This is a genomic window from Capnocytophaga sp. G2, from assembly GCF_035282625.1.
Lineage (GTDB): Bacteria > Bacteroidota > Bacteroidia > Flavobacteriales > Flavobacteriaceae > Capnocytophaga.
In genome coordinates this window covers 39,828-59,459 of the sequence record NZ_JAYKBU010000008.1, presented here as the reverse complement: position 1 = coordinate 59,459, position 19,632 = coordinate 39,828, and the positions used below count along the sequence as shown (strand labels likewise).

Below are 19,632 nucleotides of genomic sequence, written 5' to 3'. Positions count from 1 at the left end.
TCAAACAGCCTCTTAATAAATTAGATCTTTACACGCCATCCAAATGGGTCTTCTGACTTATTATACTGGATATTAAGTAAGAATTCCTTGATACGAGGAGCATAACCATCCTGAATGTTAGGTAATTGGTATTCTTTGTCTTTGTAGCTAAAAGCAGTTACTGGACTTATGACTGCTGCTGTTCCACAACCAAAAATCTCTTTTAATGTACCTTTATTAGCCGCTTCTGTAAGTTCTGTTACAGTGATAGTGCGAGATTCAAACGGAATGCCTAATCTTTCTGCTACAGCAATTACGCTCTTACGGGTAACACCATCCAAAATACGTTCGGTAGGAGGGGGAGAGATAAGGGTATCTCCGATACGAAATACTACATTCATAGTGCCACACTCTTCTAGTTTTTCGTGAGTGGCATCATCTGTCCAAATTACTTGTTGGAAGCCTTCTTCTTTTATCAAAGCTGTAGGGTAAAACTGGCCCGCATAGTTTCCTGCAGTTTTTGCAAATCCAGTACCTCCATTGGCTGCACGGCTATAATGATCCGCTATCTTCACTTTCACTTCTTTGGTGGTATAGTAGCTTTGTACAGGTGAGGTAATAATCATGAAACGATATTCAGTGGCTGGATTGGCTTGCACTCCAGTGGAGGTAGCAATTACAAATGGGCGAAGATAGAGAGAGTTCCCTAATCCTGGTTGTACCCAATTGCGATCTATATCTACCAAAGTTTTAAGAGCCTGATCAAATAATGCTTCAGGGAACTCAGGAATTGCCATACGTTTGCAAGATTTATTCATACGAGCGTAGTTCTCTGTGGGACGAAATAAGAAAACATCTCCCTTATCATCTTTGTAGGCTTTCATTCCCTCAAATACAGCTTGCCCATAATGGAAAACACTCAAAGAAGGTTCTACAGAGAAAGGTCCATAGGGAACAATACGTGCATCTTGCCATTTGCCTTCCTTATAATCACAGATGAACATGTGATCAGAAAAGATATGTCCAAAAGCTAATTTTGAGAAATCTATATTTTGTAGCTTGCTTTTAGCTACTTTCTCAATAGAAATGGGAAATTTTGTAGTACTCATTATTTTCTTTTTTTGGCAAAGGTACTACTTTTTTTTTAGGGATACTACTTTTTTTTAATCTTTATTTTTAGATTGAAAGATTAGAGATAGTAAAAAGACTCTTATTAGATAAATTTTTTATTGATACTATACAAATTAGTAATTCCTTTATATAATTAAGGTGTATAGAATTAGATACAAAATGTTAGTTTTGTAATATGTAACTTTCTGATTATTAGTTATTTGTTATAAATAGGTGTGTTGCTTCTCCTATGTTATAGATAATTATATGGATAGAAAATATTACTATGTTAGATTTTAGATTTTAAATGGATGAAGTTTTTAGAAATTAATTCTATTTTTTTATTATATTTGCACCTATCTTATGTGAGTTATAATGAAAAATTTACGTATAGTTTTTATGGGAACCCCTGATTTTGCCACAGGGATACTAAAAAAAATAGTAGAAGTAGGCCTTCAAGTAGTTGCAGTAGTAACTGTAGCTGATAAACCTTCGGGAAGAGGACAGAAATTACAGGAATCATCTGTAAAGAAATATGCACTCTCTCAGGGAATCCCGGTGCTTCAACCTGTTTCCTTGAGAGAAGAAAAGTTTCTGGAACAACTAAGGACTTTCAAAGCAGATATACAAGTGGTGGTAGCCTTTAGGATGCTTCCTAAGGTAGTATGGCAAATACCTAAAAAAGGAACTTTTAATCTACATACCTCTTTGTTGCCAGATTATAGAGGGGCTGCTCCGATTAATTGGGTAATTATTAATGGAGAAACCAAAACAGGAGTTACTACTTTTCTAATAGATGAAAAGATAGATACAGGTGCAATACTTCTGCAAAAAGAAATTCCTATTTCAGAGAGAGAGACTGCGGGCTCCTTACATGACAAATTAATGTCTGTAGGTGCAAATTTGGTGTTAGATACCCTTGATTTAATTGCTTCAGGGAAAAGTAATCCTATCACACAACCTAATGAAAATATTAAGGAAGCCCCTAAAATACATAAGGATACAGCTCGTATTCGTTGGAATATATCTTTAGAAGCTATAGATAGATTCATACGAGGAATGTCTCCTTATCCCACTGCTTGGACTGTGTTGCATCATAAAGGGAAAGAATATGCTATAAAAATATATACAGCAACTCCTATAATAGCAACACATACTTTTACGATAGGAAGTATTCATTTAAGTAATAGACAAATTAGAGTAGCTGTATTAGGAGGTTTTTTACAGATAGAAGAACTTCAATTCCCCTCTAAGAAGAGGATGAATAGTAAAGAATTCCTTAATGGATTCTATTTTGAAGAGAGTGATTTTTTCTCTTAGAAGTTAAGAATTATTCTCAAAAATAATTAAAATAAATACTAACAAAATAATAAAGTTTCTCATTTTCAAGTATTTTTTATGTAAGGGTGTTTTTTTTCTCAATAAAAAGACTACTTTTGTACTGTATTTAACAATTTAAGTATTTAATTTTATTTTTATGAACAAAACAGAACTTATCGACGCTATTGCAGAAGAGGCTGGATTAACCAAAGCCGATGCAAAAAAAGCTTTAGAAGCTTTCTTGGCATGTGTGGAAAAAACATTGAAGAAAGGAGACAAAATCTCCTTAGTGGGATTTGGTTCTTGGTCAGTAGCTGAAAAGGCTGCTCGTGAAGGAAGAAATCCTCAAACAGGAAAAACTATCAAAATTCCTGCTAAGAAAGTAGTGAAGTTTAAAGCAGGAACTGAACTATCTAATGCTGTAAATTAAGATTTTAGTAGTTTCAAAATCTAAAGAGGCTATCCCTACAAAGGTAGCCTCTTTTTGTTTTTTATATCTTTTTGAAAGAATGGCAAGAGAAGCCTTTATAAATTTGAAGAATAATCATGAAAAAAATAACTTTTTTGTTGATAACTTCCAAAATAATTAGTAACTTTGAGCCCTTGAAAGAAAGTATATTTTTGAAAGATAAATGAGAGATATTACCTTTATTAATCCACAATTCTTTTGGCTTTTTTTATTTTTCCCATTACTGATAATCTGGCAATGGTTCCGTAGAAAGAAAGAAATTCCACCGGTGCTTCTATCTTCTTCACAAGCACTTACATCAATTCATACTTGGAAAATACGATTAAGACCTATATTATTTATACTTAGATTATTAGCTTTATCTTGTTTAATTATTGCATTAGCACGTCCTCAATCTTCTTCAGAGATAACTAAAACAAAGACTACAGAGGGAATTGATATCATTTTGGCTATTGATATGTCCTCTAGTATGCTTGCAAAGGATTTAAAACCCAATAGAATAGAAGCTCTTAAGAGGGTGGCTTCTCAATTTATAGAGGAGCGAAAGTCAGACCGTATAGGAATTGTTGTTTATTCAGGGGAAAGCTATACTAAAGTTCCTGCAACTACAGATAAAAGTATTGTTCTTCAGTCTCTCAAAGATATAAAACAAGGAGAAATAGAAGATGGAACAGCCATAGGGATGGGATTGGGAACAGCTATTAATAGGCTAAAGGATAGTAAAACAAAAAGTAAAGTTATTATTCTTATGACAGATGGAGTCAATAACACGGGAGTTATTGATCCTCTTAGTGCAGCTGAATTAGCAAAAGAATATGGTATCCGAGTATATACTATTGGCATAGGAACCAATGGGAAAGCTCTTTCTCCGGTGGCTTATAATCCAGATGGTTCTCTTCAATATGACATGGTACCTGTGGAAATTGATGAAAAATTATTAGGAGAGATAGCTCAGAGCACAGGAGGAAAATATTTCAGGGCTACTGATAATAAAAAATTGGCTCAGATTTATACAGAAATTGATAAATTAGAAAAATCAAAGATAGAAGAACTAAAATATTACCAGCATCAAGAAAAGTTTCGTTTATGGGCTATTTTAGCTATGTTTTTTTTGATGACTGAATTTGGATTGAGGCATACAGTTTTTAGAAGTTTTATATGATACATTTAGAAGAAAAAATATATTTTTATTTACTTTTACTTATTCCTGTCTTTTGGATTGGATATCTTGGAGTTCAGTTTTGGAAAGCAAAAGCAGTAAGGCATTTTGCTGATAAAATAACCTTTTCTAGGCTTGCTACAGAACGTTCGTTATTTAAACCATGGGTGAAGTTTGCTTTCTTTGCCCTCGTATTTATTTTTATAGTAATAGGTCTTGTTAATCCTAAGATAGGAACTAAGTTAGAGACTGTCAAAAGGGAAGGAGTGGATATTGTTTTTGCTATAGATGTCTCCAAGAGTATGCTCGCTGAAGATGTAAAACCTAGTAGGATAGAAAAAGCAAAGCGTATTATTTCTGAACTTATAGAACTTCTACATGGAGATAGGATAGCTTTCATTCCGTATGCTGCTCAGGCTTATCCCCAACTTCCATTAACCTCGGATTATTCAGCTGCAAAGATATTCTTAGAAGCTATTAATACTGATATGCTCTCTTCACAAGGTACAGCTATAGGGGAAGCCATACAGACAGCTATTAATTATTTTGAGGATAGTAATCAATCCTCTAAAATACTTATTATTCTTTCTGATGGAGAGGATCACCAGCAAGGAGCTACAGAAATGATACAGGAAGTGAAGGAAAAAGGAATTCGAATCTTTACTATAGGATTAGGTACAACACAAGGAACAACAATCCCTATTAAAGAGAATGGACAAACTTTCCCGAAAAGAGATAAAGATGGAGAAGTAGTAATTACAAAACTTAATCAAGCCCTTCTGGAAGAAATAGCTCAAGAAGGAGATGGAAAATACTTTGATGGAAGTAATACTCAACAAGTTATAGATAATTTGCAAAAAGTATTGAATAATATAGAAAAGAATGAATACGAGTCTCAGGTATTTTCAGATTATAAGGATCAGTTCCAGTGGTTATTAGCAGGAGCTTTCTTACTTTTGGTTATAGATGTCTTTATTTCTTATAAGAAAACAACTTGGGTTCGCACTTTGAATTTATTCAATGAGAAAAATAAGATTAATAAATAGTAAAACTTAAAATAAATCTTCTTATGAAAAAGAGAAAAGTACTTATTATCTTTGCAATAGTATTAATATTGGGGGGCTTAGCTTTCTTCTGGTTTAAAAAATCTAGTGTACTTCCTCCTCAAACTACTGTAAATATAGAAAATAGGGATATAAAGGAGGAAATTTATATACCTGGAAATGTGTATCCTGTTAAGGAAATAGAATTAAAATCTCAGCTTTCAGGCGTATTAGATAAGATTTTTGTAAAAATAGGCGATGTGGTGCAAGAGGGTTCTCCTGTGGCTTCTATCAGTCTTGTACCTAGCACCTTAGAACTTGAAAGATTAGAGAATAATGTAAAGATGGCGAAAATTAACTTTGATGCCACAAAGCTATCTTATGAGCGTTCTGAAAAGCTTTTCCAAGCACAAACTATTTCAGAAGTGGCTATGGAAAATGCTCGAAAGGAATATAACTCAGCTCGTGAACAATTGACTTCAGCTCAGAATCAATTATCTATTCAAAAGACAGGAAAAGTATTGGGAAGCAAAAATACCTCTAATATTGTTAAATCTAGTATTTCAGGTTCTGTGATTGATCTTCCCTTGGAAGAAGGAGCCTCTGTTATAGAAAGAAATACACTTAATTCAGGAATAACAGTGGCTATTTTAGCTAAAATGGGACAATTTGTATTTCGTACACAGTTAGCAGAACAATACTTAGAGAACATTCACTTGGGTGATAGTATTTCTTTAGTCTTCAATGCCTATAAAGATCTTAAAACTCAAGCTAAAATTACCAAAATTTCTTCAAAAGGGACTTTAGAGAATGGAATAATGAAATATACTCTTGAAGCTGAATTTCCCGTAACAGCTCAGATGCCTGTGATTCGTTCAGGGTATTCTGCAACGGCAGAAATAATTCTCAATAGGAAAAATAATGTACCTGCAATTGAAGAAAAATATATTATATACAAAAATGATTCTTCTTATGTATGGGTGAGAAATGGAGAAAAATTAGAGAAGAAGTATATTGAATTAGGAATTTCTGATGGGAAATATACAGAGATAACTAAGGGGCTTTCTGTTAATGATAAAATTATACAAAATGATTCAGCTCAATGATATTAAAAAGGCCTATCATACTGAGTTTGATACTCTTCAAGTGCTGAGGGGGATTAATTTGGAGGTAGAGAAAGGAGAAATGGTCTCTATCATGGGAGCATCAGGTTCTGGAAAATCTACTTTGATGAATATCATTGGGTTACTGGATACTTATGATAGTGGTACTTATCTCTTTGATTCTAAAGATATGAAAAATCTTAATAGTATAGAGCGATCTGCCTATCGTAGCCGAAATATTGGTTTTGTGTTCCAAGCGGCTAACCTTATTTCTTACAAGAATGTAGTGGAGAATGTAGCGCTCCCATTATTTTATCAAAATGTCTCTAAGAAAGAACGTGAGAAGAAAGCTATGGAGAAGTTGGAACCTCTGGGCATTACTAATTGGGCAAAACATTTTCCAAATGAACTCTCAGGAGGGCAAAGACAAAGAGTGGCTATTGCTCGTGCTCTTATTGCTGATGCTCCTTTGCTCCTTGCTGATGAACCTACAGGACAGTTGGACTCTAAAACTACCAATGAAGTCATGCAAATATTTAAAGAAATTAACCAAAAGGGAACAACAATTGTTATTGTAACTCATGAGGAAGATATAGCGGCACAAACACAGAGAATTATTCGTATTGTGGATGGAATTATTCAATAAAAAATAAGTGTACATTTGCTATGATTATACAAAAAAATATCGTATCTTTGCACGAAGTTTTTTGATGTTTCTTACTTTGGGAAACTATAAATTTTAGAAAAATAAATGGATAAAACATATATAGAAAATTTTGTAAGAGATATTCCTGATTTTCCAAAAAAAGGAGTGCTCTTTAAGGATATAACTCCTATATTAGATAATGCAAAGGCAACTCAGGAGGCATTACGACAACTTTTAGCACCTATAAAAGATGAAAAAATAGATAAAGTAGCGGGTATAGAGAGTAGGGGTTTTTTATTTGGAATTCTATTAGCTCAAGCATTAGGAGTGGGGTTTATTCCTATTAGGAAACCAGGCAAATTACCCGCACAAACAATAAGTGAAAGTTATGATCTTGAGTATGGAAATAGTCGTTTAGAAGTTCATACAGATGCCCTTGTGAAAGGGGAAAAAGTGCTTATTCATGATGATATATTAGCTACAGGAGGAACTGCTTTAGCAGCTACAAGACTTATAGAAAGATTAGGAGGGGAGGTTGTACAATGTTCATTTTTGATGGAACTCTCTTTTCTGAACGGACGGGAAAAATTACATAAATATCAAATAAATAGTATTCTAAATTATTAATTATGAGAAAGAAAATACTTTCAGTGCTCATTCTAATGAGCGTAGGACAAGCCTTTGCACAGGATAATCTTATTAATGCATTGGCAAACAATCAAGGGAAAAATGTACAAAAGTACTACCAAATCAAACCTGTTTTTGCGATAGGGGTTACTGATGTAAAAGACCAAGGTCATAGTGGTACATGTTGGAGCTATGCTGGCTCTTCTTTCTTAGAATCTGAAATGATGAAAAAGAAAAAACAACCAGTGGATTTAGCTGAAATTTATACTGCTAGAAAAACCTATTTAGAAAAAGCAATTAATTATTTGCGTATGCATGGAGCTCTTACATGGGGTGATGGAGGAGAATTACATGATGTAATCAATATCTATCGAAAATATGGAGCTGTACCACAATCTGCTTATTCTGGACTCATTAATGGAGCTACTAAAAATGATTTCAAAGAAATGCAAAAGGATTTGGAATCATATCTAAAAGAAATAGTAACAAGTGAAAAAGTTCCAGCAAATTGGAAGGAAGTTTTTGAACAAAAAATGGATTCCTATATAGGAGCTGTTCCTAAGACATTTATGTATAATGGAAAAATGTATACTCCAGAAACATTCGCTAAGGAAGTTGTTGGATTGGAGGATGAAAAATATATAGAAATGCTCTCAGTAGAAAATAAACCTAAATACCAAAATGTATTTATGGCAGTACCTGATAACTGGAGTTTTGATTATGCATTCAATGTTAATATGGAGGACTTTATTACTACTATTGATTATGCTTTAAGCAAAGGATACACAGTAGGGTGGGCAGCAGATGTTTCTGAAAAATCTTTTAGTTGGCGTAATGGGCTTGCACTTGTTCCTGAAAAAGATTACAAAGACCTAAGTGAAGCAGAGCAAAAAGAATATTTCCATACTTATTGGAATGAAAAGGAAATCACTCCTGCAATGAGACAAAAAGCCTTTGACAATTATGAAAATACTGATGACCACGCTATGCAAATTGTAGGGCTCGCTAAAGATCAAAAAGGTAGAGAGTATTATATTGTAAAAAATTCTTGGGGAACAAGTAATGATAATAAGGGATATCTTTATGTATCTAAAAATTATGTTCGTTATAAAACAATGGCAATCTTAGTGAATCAGAAAGGAACTCCTAAGTCCTTGCTTAAAAAGTTTAAAAAAGCATCTTTTGTAAGCTAGAAGTTCAGTTTTGCATTATATGAATTATTTTAGATAATTTATTCCCCTTAATAGAATTTTTATTACGAGAATTATAATATAAAAAACGGATAAATATTTCTAAAACCATTAATAATGATAAGAAAAATAGTTTCAGTTCTACTTTTGATAAATGTAGGACAAGTCTTTGCACAAGAAAACCTTATTAATGCATTGGCTAATAATAAAGGAAAGGATATACAAAAGTATTACCAAATTACTCCTATTTTAGCTTTAGATGCTACGGAAGTGAAAAATCAAGGTTGGAGTGGTACTTGTTGGAGCTATGCAGGTTCTTCATTTTTAGAATCAGAGTCCCTAAAAAAGAAGAAACAGCCTATTGATTTAGCGGAAATCTATACGGCACGTAAGATTTATTTGGATAAAGCAATTAATTATGTGCGTATGCATGGAGCCGTAAATTGGGGAGATGGAGGAGAACCTCATGATGTAATCAATAGTTATCACAAGTATGGAGCAGTTCCACAATCTGCCTATTCAGGGCTTATTAATGGAGCTACTTACAATAACTTTGATAAGATGCAAAAAAACTTAGAACCTTATTTGAAAGAGTTAGTTAAGATGAAACAACTTCCTGATAATTGGAAGGAAGTCTTTGAAAAGAAGATGGATTCCTATTTAGGAGCTGTCCCTAAAACATTTATGTATAATGGAAAGATGTATACACCACAAACCTTTGCTAAAGAGGTTGTGGGATTGGAAGATGAAAAATACATTGAGATGATTTCAGTTGAAGATAAGCCAAAATATCAGAATACAATTATGGCTGTACCTGATAACTGGAGTTTTGATTATGCATTCAATGTTAATATGGAGGACTTTATTACTACTATTGATTATGCTTTAAGCAAAGGATACACAGTAGGGTGGGAAGCCGATGTATCAGAAAAATTCTTCAGTTGGCAGAATGGACTTGCTATTATTCCTGAAAAGGATTTTGAAAGCTTAACTCCTGCAGAACAAGAAAATTATTATCATACTTATTGGAAAGAAAAAGTGATAACTCCTCAGTTACGTCAAAAAGCCTTTGATAATTATGAAACTCTTGATGATCATTCTATGCACATTGTAGGTCTTGCTAAAGATCAGACAGGAAAGGAGTACTACATTGTGAAAAACTCTTGGGGTACAGAAAATGATAACAAAGGTTATCTTTATGCAAGTAAGGATTATGTTCGTTATAAAACAATAGCAATCCTAGTGAACCAAAAAGCAACTCCAAAATTCTTACTTAAGAAATTTAAAAAGGCTTCTTATATAAGTCTATAATTTCTTAAGTATATTCTTTTAAAGAGGTTATCTAAGGTTTCCAATGATAACCTCTTTTTTGGATTTTATAACCTAAGTATAATATAAAAAATCCTACCTTTAAAGAAGATAAAAGGTAGGATTTTACACACAAAAGTTACTCGGTATTATCGTAGGCGGTCTGCTGATTTTACCAATTCTTCGTCCCTGTGAATGGCTCGATTTGCCAAAAATAGAAATACGATAGAAATGAATGGAACTATGAGCTGAACACCTTTCTCAGAAAGTAAATTTTCTCCAGATGAATGTAGCTCCTTCCACGAAAATACACTTAGTAAAATAAGGTTACACAAAATGTTGATTCTGTTTAAAACAAATTGTCTTTTTCTATTCTTATAAGAGAAAATACTGATTAAAGCAAGTAATAAGGTACTTATTAATAGAGAGGATATGCCCCAATCATCTATATTGAAAAACACAAAAGTACCTCCTAAAATACTAACAATCAGTAGATAAACCGTTTGAATGCGTTGTATCATTACATTGAGTTATAAAATGCAAATATAAGAAAAAAAAATCTTTCTAAAGAAGTTTTTTCTCAAAAATTTGTGTATCTTTGCACTCGCGAAACAAATCTTTTAAGAGAGTGTGTTTTAGCATTGAATCTGCCTGATTAATGCTCCCCTCCAGTATTTATGTTTTTTCATAAAGAGAAGCAATCTATCTTCTCTTAGTAATATTATATTGACTTTCTCAAGATTGAATAACTGAATTATTAACTTACTACATTTACAATGTTTGAAATTTCCGATTTAAAGGAGAAAAAGCTCCTTGATTTGCAAGAAATTGCACAGTCTTTAGGAATGAAAAAGTTCAAAACACTTAAAAAAGAAGAACTTATCTATCGTATTATTGATTTTCAAGCAGAAAATCCTTCTCTTATAACTCAGAAGAAATCATCATCTGATAAAGATAATGCGGAGCAGTCTCTACCTTCATTAGTGAAAAATGCTAAAAAGCAAAAAGAAAAAGTAAGAGTCCAACGAAAAGAAACTTTGACTAAGGGAGAAAAGGCTCCTATGAATATAGAAAATGCCTCTAAGAGTCTACAAGATAAAGGAAAAAGATCAGAAATAATAGAGAATAGTCCCTCTAATTCTAAAGAGTCTATTTCTCAGCCTAAAAAGCAGATAGAGGCTAAAGAAAAAAATGAAAAAGCAAATAATAAAGAAAAGAAATTAGATAATAATTTTCAAAAACAAGACAAAAAGAAGGGAGAGATCTCTAAAAAGGAGATATCTTTACCAATAAAATATCAACCACAGGAAAGTTTAACTTCTAAGAATATAAATAAACAAATAGAACCTAATTCTTCAAATAATCAACAAAACACTCAATCTAATCAAAATCAATCATTAACAAATAATTCCCTAAATAATTCCCCAAAAAATACTAATAATCTTGAGAACTTTGATAAAGAAAAGAAGAATAGATACCGTTCTCCTGATTTTGAATTTGATGGTATAGTGGAATGTGAGGGAGTATTTGAGCTAATTTCAGATGGTTACGGTTTCTTGCGATCTTCTGATTTTAATTATTTAGCTTCTCCAGATGATATTTATGTTTCGCCCTCCCAAATCCGTCTTTTTGGACTTCGTACAGGGGATACTGTATTAGGTTCTGTTCGCCCTCCTAAAGAAGGAGAGAAATATTATCCTCTGATAAAGGTATTAAAGATAAATGGTTGTGATCCTCAATCGGTAAGAGATAGAGTTTCTTTTGATAACTTAACTCCTATATTCCCAAATGAAAAATTCTGTTTGTCAGGAAGAAGAAGTTCTGTTTCTACTCGTATTATTGACCTTTTTGCACCTATAGGAAAGGGGCAACGAGGAATGATTGTAGCTCAACCTAAAACAGGTAAAACTACTTTACTTAAGGATATTGCCAATGCTATCTCGGATAACCACCCAGAGGTTTATCTAATGGTATTACTCATAGATGAACGTCCAGAGGAAGTTACTGATATGCAAAGAAGTGTAAGGGGAGAAATTATCTCTTCTACTTTTGATAAAGAGGCTACAGAACATGTAAAGATAGCGAATATTGTATTAGAAAAGGCAAAACGTTTGGTAGAATGTGGACATGATGTAGTCATTCTCTTAGATTCTATTACCCGATTAGCACGTGCTTATAATACAGTACAGCCTTCTTCTGGAAAGGTGCTAACCGGAGGTCTTGATGCTAATGCACTACATCGTCCTAAACGATTTTTTGGTGCAGCAAGAAATATTGAAAAAGGAGGTTCCCTTTCTATTATTGCTACTGCCCTTACTGATACTGGTTCAAAAATGGATGATGTTATTTTTGAAGAATTTAAGGGTACAGGAAATATGGAATTGCAGTTGGATAGACGCATAGCTAATAAGAGGATATTCCCAGCCATTGACCTAATAGATTCTTCCACTCGCCGTGATGATCTGTTACAGGATGAACAAACTCTTCAGCGTATGTGGATTGTCCGTAAATACCTTTCTGAGATGAATGTGGTGGAGGCAATGGAGTTTATTCAAGATCGTATTAAAAGAACTCTTAATAATAATGAGTTCTTGATGACAATGAATGAATAAATTAGAAAAAAGATTTTTCGTATATTTATACTCCTAAACAACAGCAATGAAAATACACTTTATTACAGAGGGAGAACCTTCCTTGCAATCCCTTATAGCAGCACTCTCTCCGTTACATGAGGTTTCTACAAGCTCTTCATTGGTAGAACTTACTCCAAATATAGAAGCAGTAGTAGTAGAAGAAGGAATACCAACCACGCATCCACAATGGCAAAAAGCTAAAGAACTTCAGCTGCCTATCTATTCTTATGGAGCTTTTCTCTATGAACTTCATAAGATGAAAACCAGAGTAGTTATCTCTGGTACTCAAGGAAGAAGAACTATAGCGGACATGGTATTGCATACTATGGATTACTTTTCAAGAAAGATAGATTATTTCTTAGAATCATCCAGAGAAGGTGCTTCCAGTTGTAGGTATTCTTTGGAAGCGGAATTTGTACTTATTGAGGGCAATGATACTCTTACACAGATAGAACAAGTACCTATATTTCAGCTTTATCGTCCTACCTTGGCACTGATAAGTCATATAGATAAAGAAAAGGAAAAACAGTATGCTGACTTTGTAAATACCCTTACCAAAGGGGGAATCCTTCTGTACAATGAGGAAGATATCGCCCTATCAGTACTTGCTAAAAATACAGAAAACCAATTGCGCCTAATGCCTTATGGAACAGCGCCACACCAACAAAGTGGAGGAATGATTTATCTCCTTACGCCTGAGGGAGAGATGCCTCTTATGGTCTCAGGAGATGCGGTGATGAATTACCTATCCGGAGCTAAGTGGTTATGTCAAAATCTCGGTATAGATGAGCAGGACTTCTATGAGGCGATGGAAACATTTAAATGAAAAATGAAAAATAGAAAGTGAGGACTAAGCCCACAGAGCAGAGTATGTGAGGTGGTTCACTCTCATTTGTCCTTGTAAAGAACATAAAATAAAAAAGAGGCTGCCTGAAAAAGGGTAAGCCTCTTTATTGTAGAAAATTATATCAGTTATTTTATACCGAAACATTAAAGTCCCTTAATGCATCATTTAAAGATGTTTTTAGGTCAGTGGAAGCTTTTCTTTTCCCAATAATAAGAGTGCAAGGTACTTGATACTCTCCAGCAGGAAATTTTTTAGTATAGCTACCAGGTATAACCACAGAACGTTCAGGAATATACCCTTTGAGTTCTATAGGTTTTTCACCTGTTACGTCAATGATTTTGGTAGAGGAAGTAAGCACGACATTAGCTCCTAAGACAGCTCCTTTTTCTATACGGATACCCTCTACTATAATACATCGAGAACCAATAAAAGCACCATCTTCTATAATAACAGGAGCTGCCTGTAGAGGTTCCAGAACACCACCAATACCTACCCCTCCGCTAACATGTACATTCTTACCAATTTGAGCACAACTTCCCACAGTAGCCCATGTATCTATCATTGTACCGCTATCTACATAAGCACCAATATTTACATAAGAAGGCATAAGTACTACTCCAGGAGCAAGATACGCACCACGGCGTGCAGTAGCTGGAGGAACTACACGTACTCCCTTATCTGAATAATTATGTTTTAAAGGAATTTTATCATAGTATTCAAAGATACCTACCTCCTTTGTTGCCATCTTACGGAAGGGAAAGTAAAGAACAACTGCTTTTTTTATCCATTCATGTACCTGCCAACCATTATCAGTAGGAGTAGCTACACGAAGTTCTCCTCTATCAAGGATATCTATTACAGTATCAATAGCCGTCATAGTTGCTTCATCAGAAAGAAGTCTATGGTTTTCCCACGCATTTTCTACTTTCTCTTGTAAATCTTTTATATTCATAAAATTAAACTTTTGAAGTAATCTCCTGCAAAGATACTAAAAATAATCATTAATATTTTAATGATTAATGATTAATTGGTTGTTAATATTTACTTTAATGTGTTAAATAGATTAATAATTGTATAATTCTAGTGGGAAAAGATATTTTTACAATAAATACAATTAGTTGTATATCAAGTGCTTATAAGGATTTCCTCCTAACATTTTCATATCAGCATAAACAAATCCCATACGCAAGTATAATTTCTCTGCCAAAGGATTTCCCATAGAAACTAATAATCCTATAGTTTCCCCCTTGAGAAGTTCTTTCAGATGGAGTAATAATGAGGAGCCAATACCTTTCCCTTGTGCTATGGGAGAAACACTTAGTGTATCTATATAATATTCTCCTGCTTGGGTTTCTTTCTCCAGAGAAATGGTAAGACCATATTGTTGCTTTACAAAATCAAAAACAGATTGGGATAAAGATTCAATATAAGCGCCATTGTAATAGACCAAAGAGCCTAAGATATGGCTGTTTTTTTCATATACTAATGTATTCTTATAGGAATATTGATTATTTTCTTTAATAAAGAGATTTTCTAAAAAATGAATAGCCTCTTGTTTGTTTTCCTGTCCGATAAGTTTAAAAGCAACTTCAGGCATTGCTTGAAACATTAAGGGGGCTACATAAGGAGCATCATGAAGGGTTGCTGTTCGTATCATTGAAATTGGTAAGTAATAGTTCCTATTTGTTTAATTTTACTATCTTTGTTAAAACGAGCTTTACGTGCATAATAGATAGCATTATCAATAAGGCATCCATTGGAAGTGGTGGAAGCTGCTTTGTTATAAGCTGCTTCTGTTACGTAGCCTTGACTATCTACAGTAATATTAATGACTACTTTACCAGATTGTTCACAGGTATAAATAGGATTAGGCAGTTCTGAAATAGCATTTCTTCCTATCAAAGAATAGGAAATTAAAGTTCGTTTATTGGCTTTTTTCTCATCCTTAGGTTGTTGTTTATATTTTTCTAATTCTTTAAATGACATACCATCTTTCACTTTATAGGGGTCTGTTTTAGGAGTTTCTATACCTTCGCCTTCGTCAGGGTCAGTAGTTCCTTCTTCATTGCTATTTTCTTCTTGAGATTGTTGTTCAGCGAGAAGTTCATCCAATGTTTTTAAGTCCTCTACATGTTTTATACTAGCGTCGGCTTGGTTATAAGCATGAGTGGTTATAGGAGCGTTGTCTTGATTCTGTTCTGTTTGAGTTTCATTCAAGAGTTTGTCCTGTTCTTCTAAAAGTTTAGTAATTTCTTCAGTAGGTGGTACTTCAAGCCAAATTTCTTCAGGTTTGTTATTGACTCTAATAATGATAAAGGAGACTACAATACAAAGCATTATAAAAAGAGTAATTACAAAAGCACCTTCTTGGCGTGACATGCCTATAGATTGGAATTCTCGTTTAAATAGTTGTATTAATTTCATTTTCAGTATTAATAAATAGTTGTACGAAAGTGTCTGGGGAAAGAGCATTCTCTACAGAATGCACTCCTATATGTGTACGTCTCAATGAGGAAAGGTAAGCTCCGCTACCGAGAGCTTTTCCTATATCATGAGCTAAAGAGCGAATATATGTTCCTTTACTACAATGTACCTCAAAAGAAAGTTCTTTTTCTGTGTATGGAACTAGATTTAATGAATGTATAGTAATATTTCTTGGGGATATTTCAGTAATCTCTCCTTTCCTTGCCAATTCATATAAGCGTTTCCCTTCTTTCTTAATCGCAGAAAATAGAGGAGGAGCTTGGGTTAGTTCACCTATAAATTGCAGTCGGATTTCTTCTATCAATTCAGGAGTAATGTGAGTGGTAGGAAATGTAGCATTAATTTTGGTTTCCAAATCATAAGAAGGGGTAGTTGCTCCAAGAGTGATAGTTCCTGTGTAAGTTTTTGGAGCATCTTGAATAAAAGGAATCTGTTTGGTATGCTTCCCAGTGCAAAGAATGAGCAATCCTGTTGCTAAAGGATCTAGGGTACCAGCATGACCTATCTTAAACTTTTTCAAGTGATATCTTTTCATAATTGCCCATTTGAGCTTATTGACTGCTTGAAAAGAACTCCAGTGCAAAGGTTTGTCTATTAATATTGTAGTTCCTTGAATGATAGATTCCATAGGGTGTTAACTTCTCATATTATAAAAGTTGGGGCAAAAATACATCTATTTTTTTAATTCTCTATTATAGTTTATTAAAAATATTTGAAGGTAATAAAAAAGAAGTACCTTTGTCATTAATTAAATAAGGACTCACTATGAAACAAAAAAGTTCTCTTTTAAATATTGAAAATGGTGATCTTTTTCTTTTGAGAGAAATCACTATTTCTAAAAGTACAACCTTCTCAGAACTTCGTAAATTATTTCCTACTCATAGGATATGGGAGGTAGAAACAGGATTTAATTGGATATATTTTGATGATATTCTCTTTGAGTATAAAAAATTTTATCTTTACATCTGTTTTGAAGGAGAGATGATAAGAATGATAGGTTTTTCTATGCAAGATAATACTACTTCTACATGGGAAAACTGGAGTGAGGAAAATGAATTACAAAAGGAAAAATATTATAAACAATGGCTCACTTTTCATATAGGGGAAAGGAGAAAGTTCTCATGGGGAATAATTGATGCTTATTTTGATAGAAAAGCAGGAGATACATCAATCTGGATTAATTATAATTAAGCTATTATTTCTTAACAATACTTTGGAAATTTCCTCTTAGATGTAGATTTGACCATTTAAGTTATAAGATTTGAGAAAGGATAATTACATTTTGAATCTGTTAGCAATAAAATGGGAAGATAATATGTAACTTTTGAATAGTATAACTTTTATCCAATTTTGAAAGAGAAATGTTTGATGAAACATTTAAAAATTGTATCTTTGTGCTATTTAAAATCAGAGGGTAAAGATTTTTTATAAAATGGATATAGCACAGTATGTACTTAACTTTGTTAATCAAACTCATCGTTCAATTTTCTTAACGGGTAAGGCGGGTACAGGAAAGACTACCTTATTGCAGCATATTGTTACTACTACCTATAAAAATGTGATAGTAGCAGCACCTACGGGAATTGCAGCTCTTAATGCGAAAGGAGTTACTCTGCATTCACTTTTTCAACTTCCGTTGGCCACTTTTATTCCTTTTTCTATTGAGAATTATCCTCTATCTGAGAATATAAATGTAGTTATTCCTAAAACTCTTATAAAGCAACAAAAAATGAATGCCTATAAGAGAAAAATGCTTAAGAAATTGGAACTTCTTATTATTGATGAAGTAAGTATGCTTCGTGCAGATACTTTGGATATGATTAATGTTGTACTGAAGTCTGTGCGAAAATCTCCCCGTCCTTTCGGGGGAGTACAAGTGATTTTTATTGGAGATTTATTACAACTTCCTCCAGTGGTAAAACCTCAAGAATGGCAAATTTTGCAACATTATTATAAGGGAATTGCTTTCTTTCATTCAAAGGTTATTGAAGAGAATCCCCCTCTGTATTTAGAATTGGAAAAAGTATATAGGCAAACAGATGAACATTTTGTAAGTATATTGAATCGCTTACGTAATAATGAAATAACTCTGCAAGACAAACAAATATTGCAGACTTACCTAAAACCTTTATTTATCCCCCCTAAAAAAGAAGGATATATTATACTTACAACTCATAACTATAAAGCTGATCAGTTTAATAGTGAAGCATTTGAGGAAATTAATAAAAAAGAATTCCATTATTATGCAGAGGTGAAAGGTGAATTCCCTGATTATCTTTATCCTTTAGATATGCAATTGACTCTTAAAGTAGGAGCACAAGTTATGTTTGTAAAGAATGATTTGGATATTCCTAGACGTTATTACAATGGAAAAATAGGAGAGGTAGTATTTCTATCACAGGAAGAAATTCATGTAAAATTAGCAGACGAGGATACCATTATTGAAGTAGGTAAGTATATATGGGAGCATATTCGTTACAAGAACAAGACAAATTCAGAAGAGATTACTCAAGAAGTATTAGGAACTTTTACTCAATATCCTCTGAGATTAGCATGGGCGATTACAATACATAAGAGTCAAGGACTTACTTTTGATAAAGCTGTAATTGATTTAGAAGATATTTTTGCATCAGGGCAGGCTTATGTTGCTCTTTCCCGCCTACGGACTCTTGATGGGCTTGTATTATTATCTTCTTTTAAGGATAAAGAGCTTCATGTCTCTTCAGATATTATTGATTATGCCTCTCAGAAAGTATTACCAGAGTCATTGGAAGGATTACTTTCCTCAAATAGAAAGGATTTTTTAGAGGAAGAAATAGTACAGACATTCTCTTGGCTTGACTTGGCTGTTCAATGGAAAGTACATGTTAATTCTTATAAGATAGAAAATACTCAAAGTATTAAAAGTCAATTTTATAGTTGGGCTATAGAACAGAGTAAAGCTTGTGATACCATTGTATTGAATTCAGAGAAATTTGTAAACCAACTCAAAGGTATTCTTACAACACCCCATTATGATATTCATTTTCTTTTAGAAAGATTTCACAAAGCATTTGATTATTTCTTTCCACTCTTGGAGAGAATAGCTTTTGATACATTCTATACTCATTTTCAGATAAATGGAAAAAAGCAAGGAAAAACTTTTGTAGAAGAACTTACACTTTTAGAGGAAATGATTATAGAGGCTATTGTTAGGTTACTTAAAACTAAAATTATTCTTGAATCCTTATTAGATAATCATCAGAATATAGAAGATAGAAAGGAAAATTTTGAAAAAGCAAAATCCTATAAAGAATATCTTCTAAGTCGTGTATTTGAAAAATGGAAAGAGGACTCTCTAAGTGGAAAAATTTCTATAGGAGGACTTAATATAACCAAAGAAAAGAAGAAAGAAAAAATTTCTACTTATGAACAGACTTTTCTTCTATGGCAGCAAAAAATGTCTCCTCTTGAGATAGCTAATAAGAGAAAACTTAGTCAGAAGACTGTTTATGGGCATTTAGTGAAATTTGTAGAAGAGGGAAAAATTGCAGTTACAGAATTACTCCCTATTGATAAATTAAGTCAGTTGGAGGAAATATTTCCAATAATATCAAGAGAGGAAACACTTACCTCTTTGAAAGAACAAGTGGGGGATAGTTATTCTTGGGAGGAATTGAGGATATTTAGAGCTTATCTGATAAATAAAAATAAAGAAAAGGAGTGAACCTGCTT

Annotated in this window: 18 protein-coding genes and 1 pseudogene; 13 read left to right on the top strand and 6 right to left on the bottom strand. The window is 33.2% G+C overall.

Annotated elements, in window-relative coordinates:
- Positions 1–20 precede the first annotated feature (20 nt).
- On the bottom strand, positions 21–1,088 hold the full coding sequence (locus VJJ03_RS06130; protein ID WP_009746019.1) for a branched-chain amino acid aminotransferase: 1,068 nt from the start codon (positions 1,086–1,088) through the stop codon (positions 21–23).
- Between the two features lie 376 nt (positions 1,089–1,464).
- Between VJJ03_RS06130 and fmt the strand changes: the two genes are divergently transcribed.
- The 9 genes from fmt (at position 1,465) to VJJ03_RS06085 (ending at position 9,957) form a co-directional block, all read left to right on the top strand.
- Positions 1,465–2,409: a methionyl-tRNA formyltransferase gene (gene fmt, locus VJJ03_RS06125; protein WP_323974456.1), complete on the top strand. Its 945-nt coding sequence runs from the start codon at positions 1,465–1,467 to the stop codon at positions 2,407–2,409.
- 157 nt (positions 2,410–2,566) lie between these two features.
- Complete coding sequence (locus tag VJJ03_RS06120; protein WP_009746017.1) at positions 2,567–2,839, top strand: HU family DNA-binding protein; 273 nt, start codon at positions 2,567–2,569, stop codon at positions 2,837–2,839.
- A 202-nt stretch (positions 2,840–3,041) separates the two neighbouring features.
- Positions 3,042–4,040, top strand: a complete 999-nt coding sequence (locus VJJ03_RS06115) for a vWA domain-containing protein (protein ID WP_009746015.1) — start codon at positions 3,042–3,044, stop codon at positions 4,038–4,040.
- Positions 4,037–5,083 (top strand): vWA domain-containing protein, encoded by a 1,047-nt coding sequence (locus tag VJJ03_RS06110; protein WP_009746014.1) that lies wholly within the window; start codon positions 4,037–4,039, stop codon positions 5,081–5,083. The genes VJJ03_RS06115 and VJJ03_RS06110 overlap by 4 nt, the downstream gene beginning before the upstream one ends.
- A gap of 23 nt (positions 5,084–5,106) precedes the next feature.
- Complete coding sequence (locus tag VJJ03_RS06105; protein WP_009746013.1) at positions 5,107–6,186, top strand: efflux RND transporter periplasmic adaptor subunit; 1,080 nt, start codon at positions 5,107–5,109, stop codon at positions 6,184–6,186.
- A complete protein-coding gene (locus VJJ03_RS06100) occupies positions 6,170–6,829 on the top strand; it encodes an ABC transporter ATP-binding protein (RefSeq protein WP_040358075.1) in 660 nt (219 codons plus the stop codon). The genes VJJ03_RS06105 and VJJ03_RS06100 overlap by 17 nt, the downstream gene beginning before the upstream one ends.
- 105 nt (positions 6,830–6,934) lie before the next feature.
- Positions 6,935–7,456, top strand: a complete 522-nt coding sequence (locus VJJ03_RS06095; protein WP_009746011.1) for an adenine phosphoribosyltransferase — start codon at positions 6,935–6,937, stop codon at positions 7,454–7,456.
- A 2-nt stretch (positions 7,457–7,458) separates the two neighbouring features.
- Positions 7,459–8,649, top strand: a complete 1,191-nt coding sequence (locus VJJ03_RS06090; protein ID WP_009746010.1) for an aminopeptidase C — start codon at positions 7,459–7,461, stop codon at positions 8,647–8,649.
- A gap of 114 nt (positions 8,650–8,763) precedes the next feature.
- Entirely contained in the window at positions 8,764–9,957 is a 1,194-nt protein-coding gene (locus VJJ03_RS06085) for an aminopeptidase C (RefSeq protein WP_323974453.1), read from the top strand.
- Between the two features lie 146 nt (positions 9,958–10,103).
- Here the strand turns inward: VJJ03_RS06085 and VJJ03_RS06080 are convergent, their stop codons facing one another.
- Positions 10,104–10,475 (bottom strand): DUF4293 domain-containing protein, encoded by a 372-nt coding sequence (locus VJJ03_RS06080; protein ID WP_009746008.1) that lies wholly within the window; start codon positions 10,473–10,475, stop codon positions 10,104–10,106.
- 255 nt (positions 10,476–10,730) lie between these two features.
- On the opposite strand from VJJ03_RS06080, the gene rho reads away from it, so the two are divergent.
- Together rho and VJJ03_RS06070 are read left to right on the top strand one after the other, a co-directional pair.
- Positions 10,731–12,566 carry a transcription termination factor Rho gene (rho, locus tag VJJ03_RS06075; RefSeq protein WP_323974451.1) on the top strand — a complete coding sequence of 612 codons (1,836 nt, stop codon included), beginning with the start codon at positions 10,731–10,733 and terminating at the stop codon, positions 12,564–12,566.
- 46 nt (positions 12,567–12,612) lie between these two features.
- Entirely contained in the window at positions 12,613–13,413 is an 801-nt protein-coding gene (locus VJJ03_RS06070) for a UDP-N-acetylmuramate--alanine ligase (RefSeq protein WP_323974449.1), read from the top strand.
- Between the two features lie 151 nt (positions 13,414–13,564).
- Here the strand turns inward: VJJ03_RS06070 and VJJ03_RS06065 are convergent, their stop codons facing one another.
- The 4 genes and pseudogenes from VJJ03_RS06065 to truB form a co-directional block, all read right to left on the bottom strand.
- Positions 13,565–14,386: a 2,3,4,5-tetrahydropyridine-2,6-dicarboxylate N-succinyltransferase gene (locus VJJ03_RS06065; RefSeq protein WP_009746004.1), complete on the bottom strand. Its 822-nt coding sequence runs from the start codon at positions 14,384–14,386 to the stop codon at positions 13,565–13,567.
- Positions 14,387–14,548: 162 nt separating this feature from the next.
- The gene (locus VJJ03_RS06060) at positions 14,549–15,091 is read right to left on the bottom strand and encodes a GNAT family N-acetyltransferase (protein ID WP_009746003.1); all 543 of its coding nucleotides are present in this window, start codon (positions 15,089–15,091) and stop codon (positions 14,549–14,551) included.
- Complete coding sequence (locus VJJ03_RS06055; protein WP_009746002.1) at positions 15,088–15,858, bottom strand: hypothetical protein; 771 nt, start codon at positions 15,856–15,858, stop codon at positions 15,088–15,090. The genes VJJ03_RS06060 and VJJ03_RS06055 overlap by 4 nt, the downstream gene beginning before the upstream one ends.
- Positions 15,839–16,546 (bottom strand): annotated as a pseudogene (truB, locus tag VJJ03_RS06050) (tRNA pseudouridine(55) synthase TruB); the annotation flags it as partial. The gene VJJ03_RS06055 and the pseudogene truB, both read right to left, overlap by 20 nt.
- A 137-nt stretch (positions 16,547–16,683) precedes the next feature.
- Between truB and VJJ03_RS06045 the strand changes: the two are divergent.
- Positions 16,684–17,109: a hypothetical protein gene (locus tag VJJ03_RS06045; protein ID WP_323974446.1), complete on the top strand. Its 426-nt coding sequence runs from the start codon at positions 16,684–16,686 to the stop codon at positions 17,107–17,109.
- A gap of 241 nt (positions 17,110–17,350) precedes the next feature.
- Complete coding sequence (locus VJJ03_RS06040) at positions 17,351–19,624, top strand: helix-turn-helix domain-containing protein (RefSeq protein ID WP_323974444.1); 2,274 nt, start codon at positions 17,351–17,353, stop codon at positions 19,622–19,624.
- Positions 19,625–19,632: the final 8 nt, after the last annotated feature.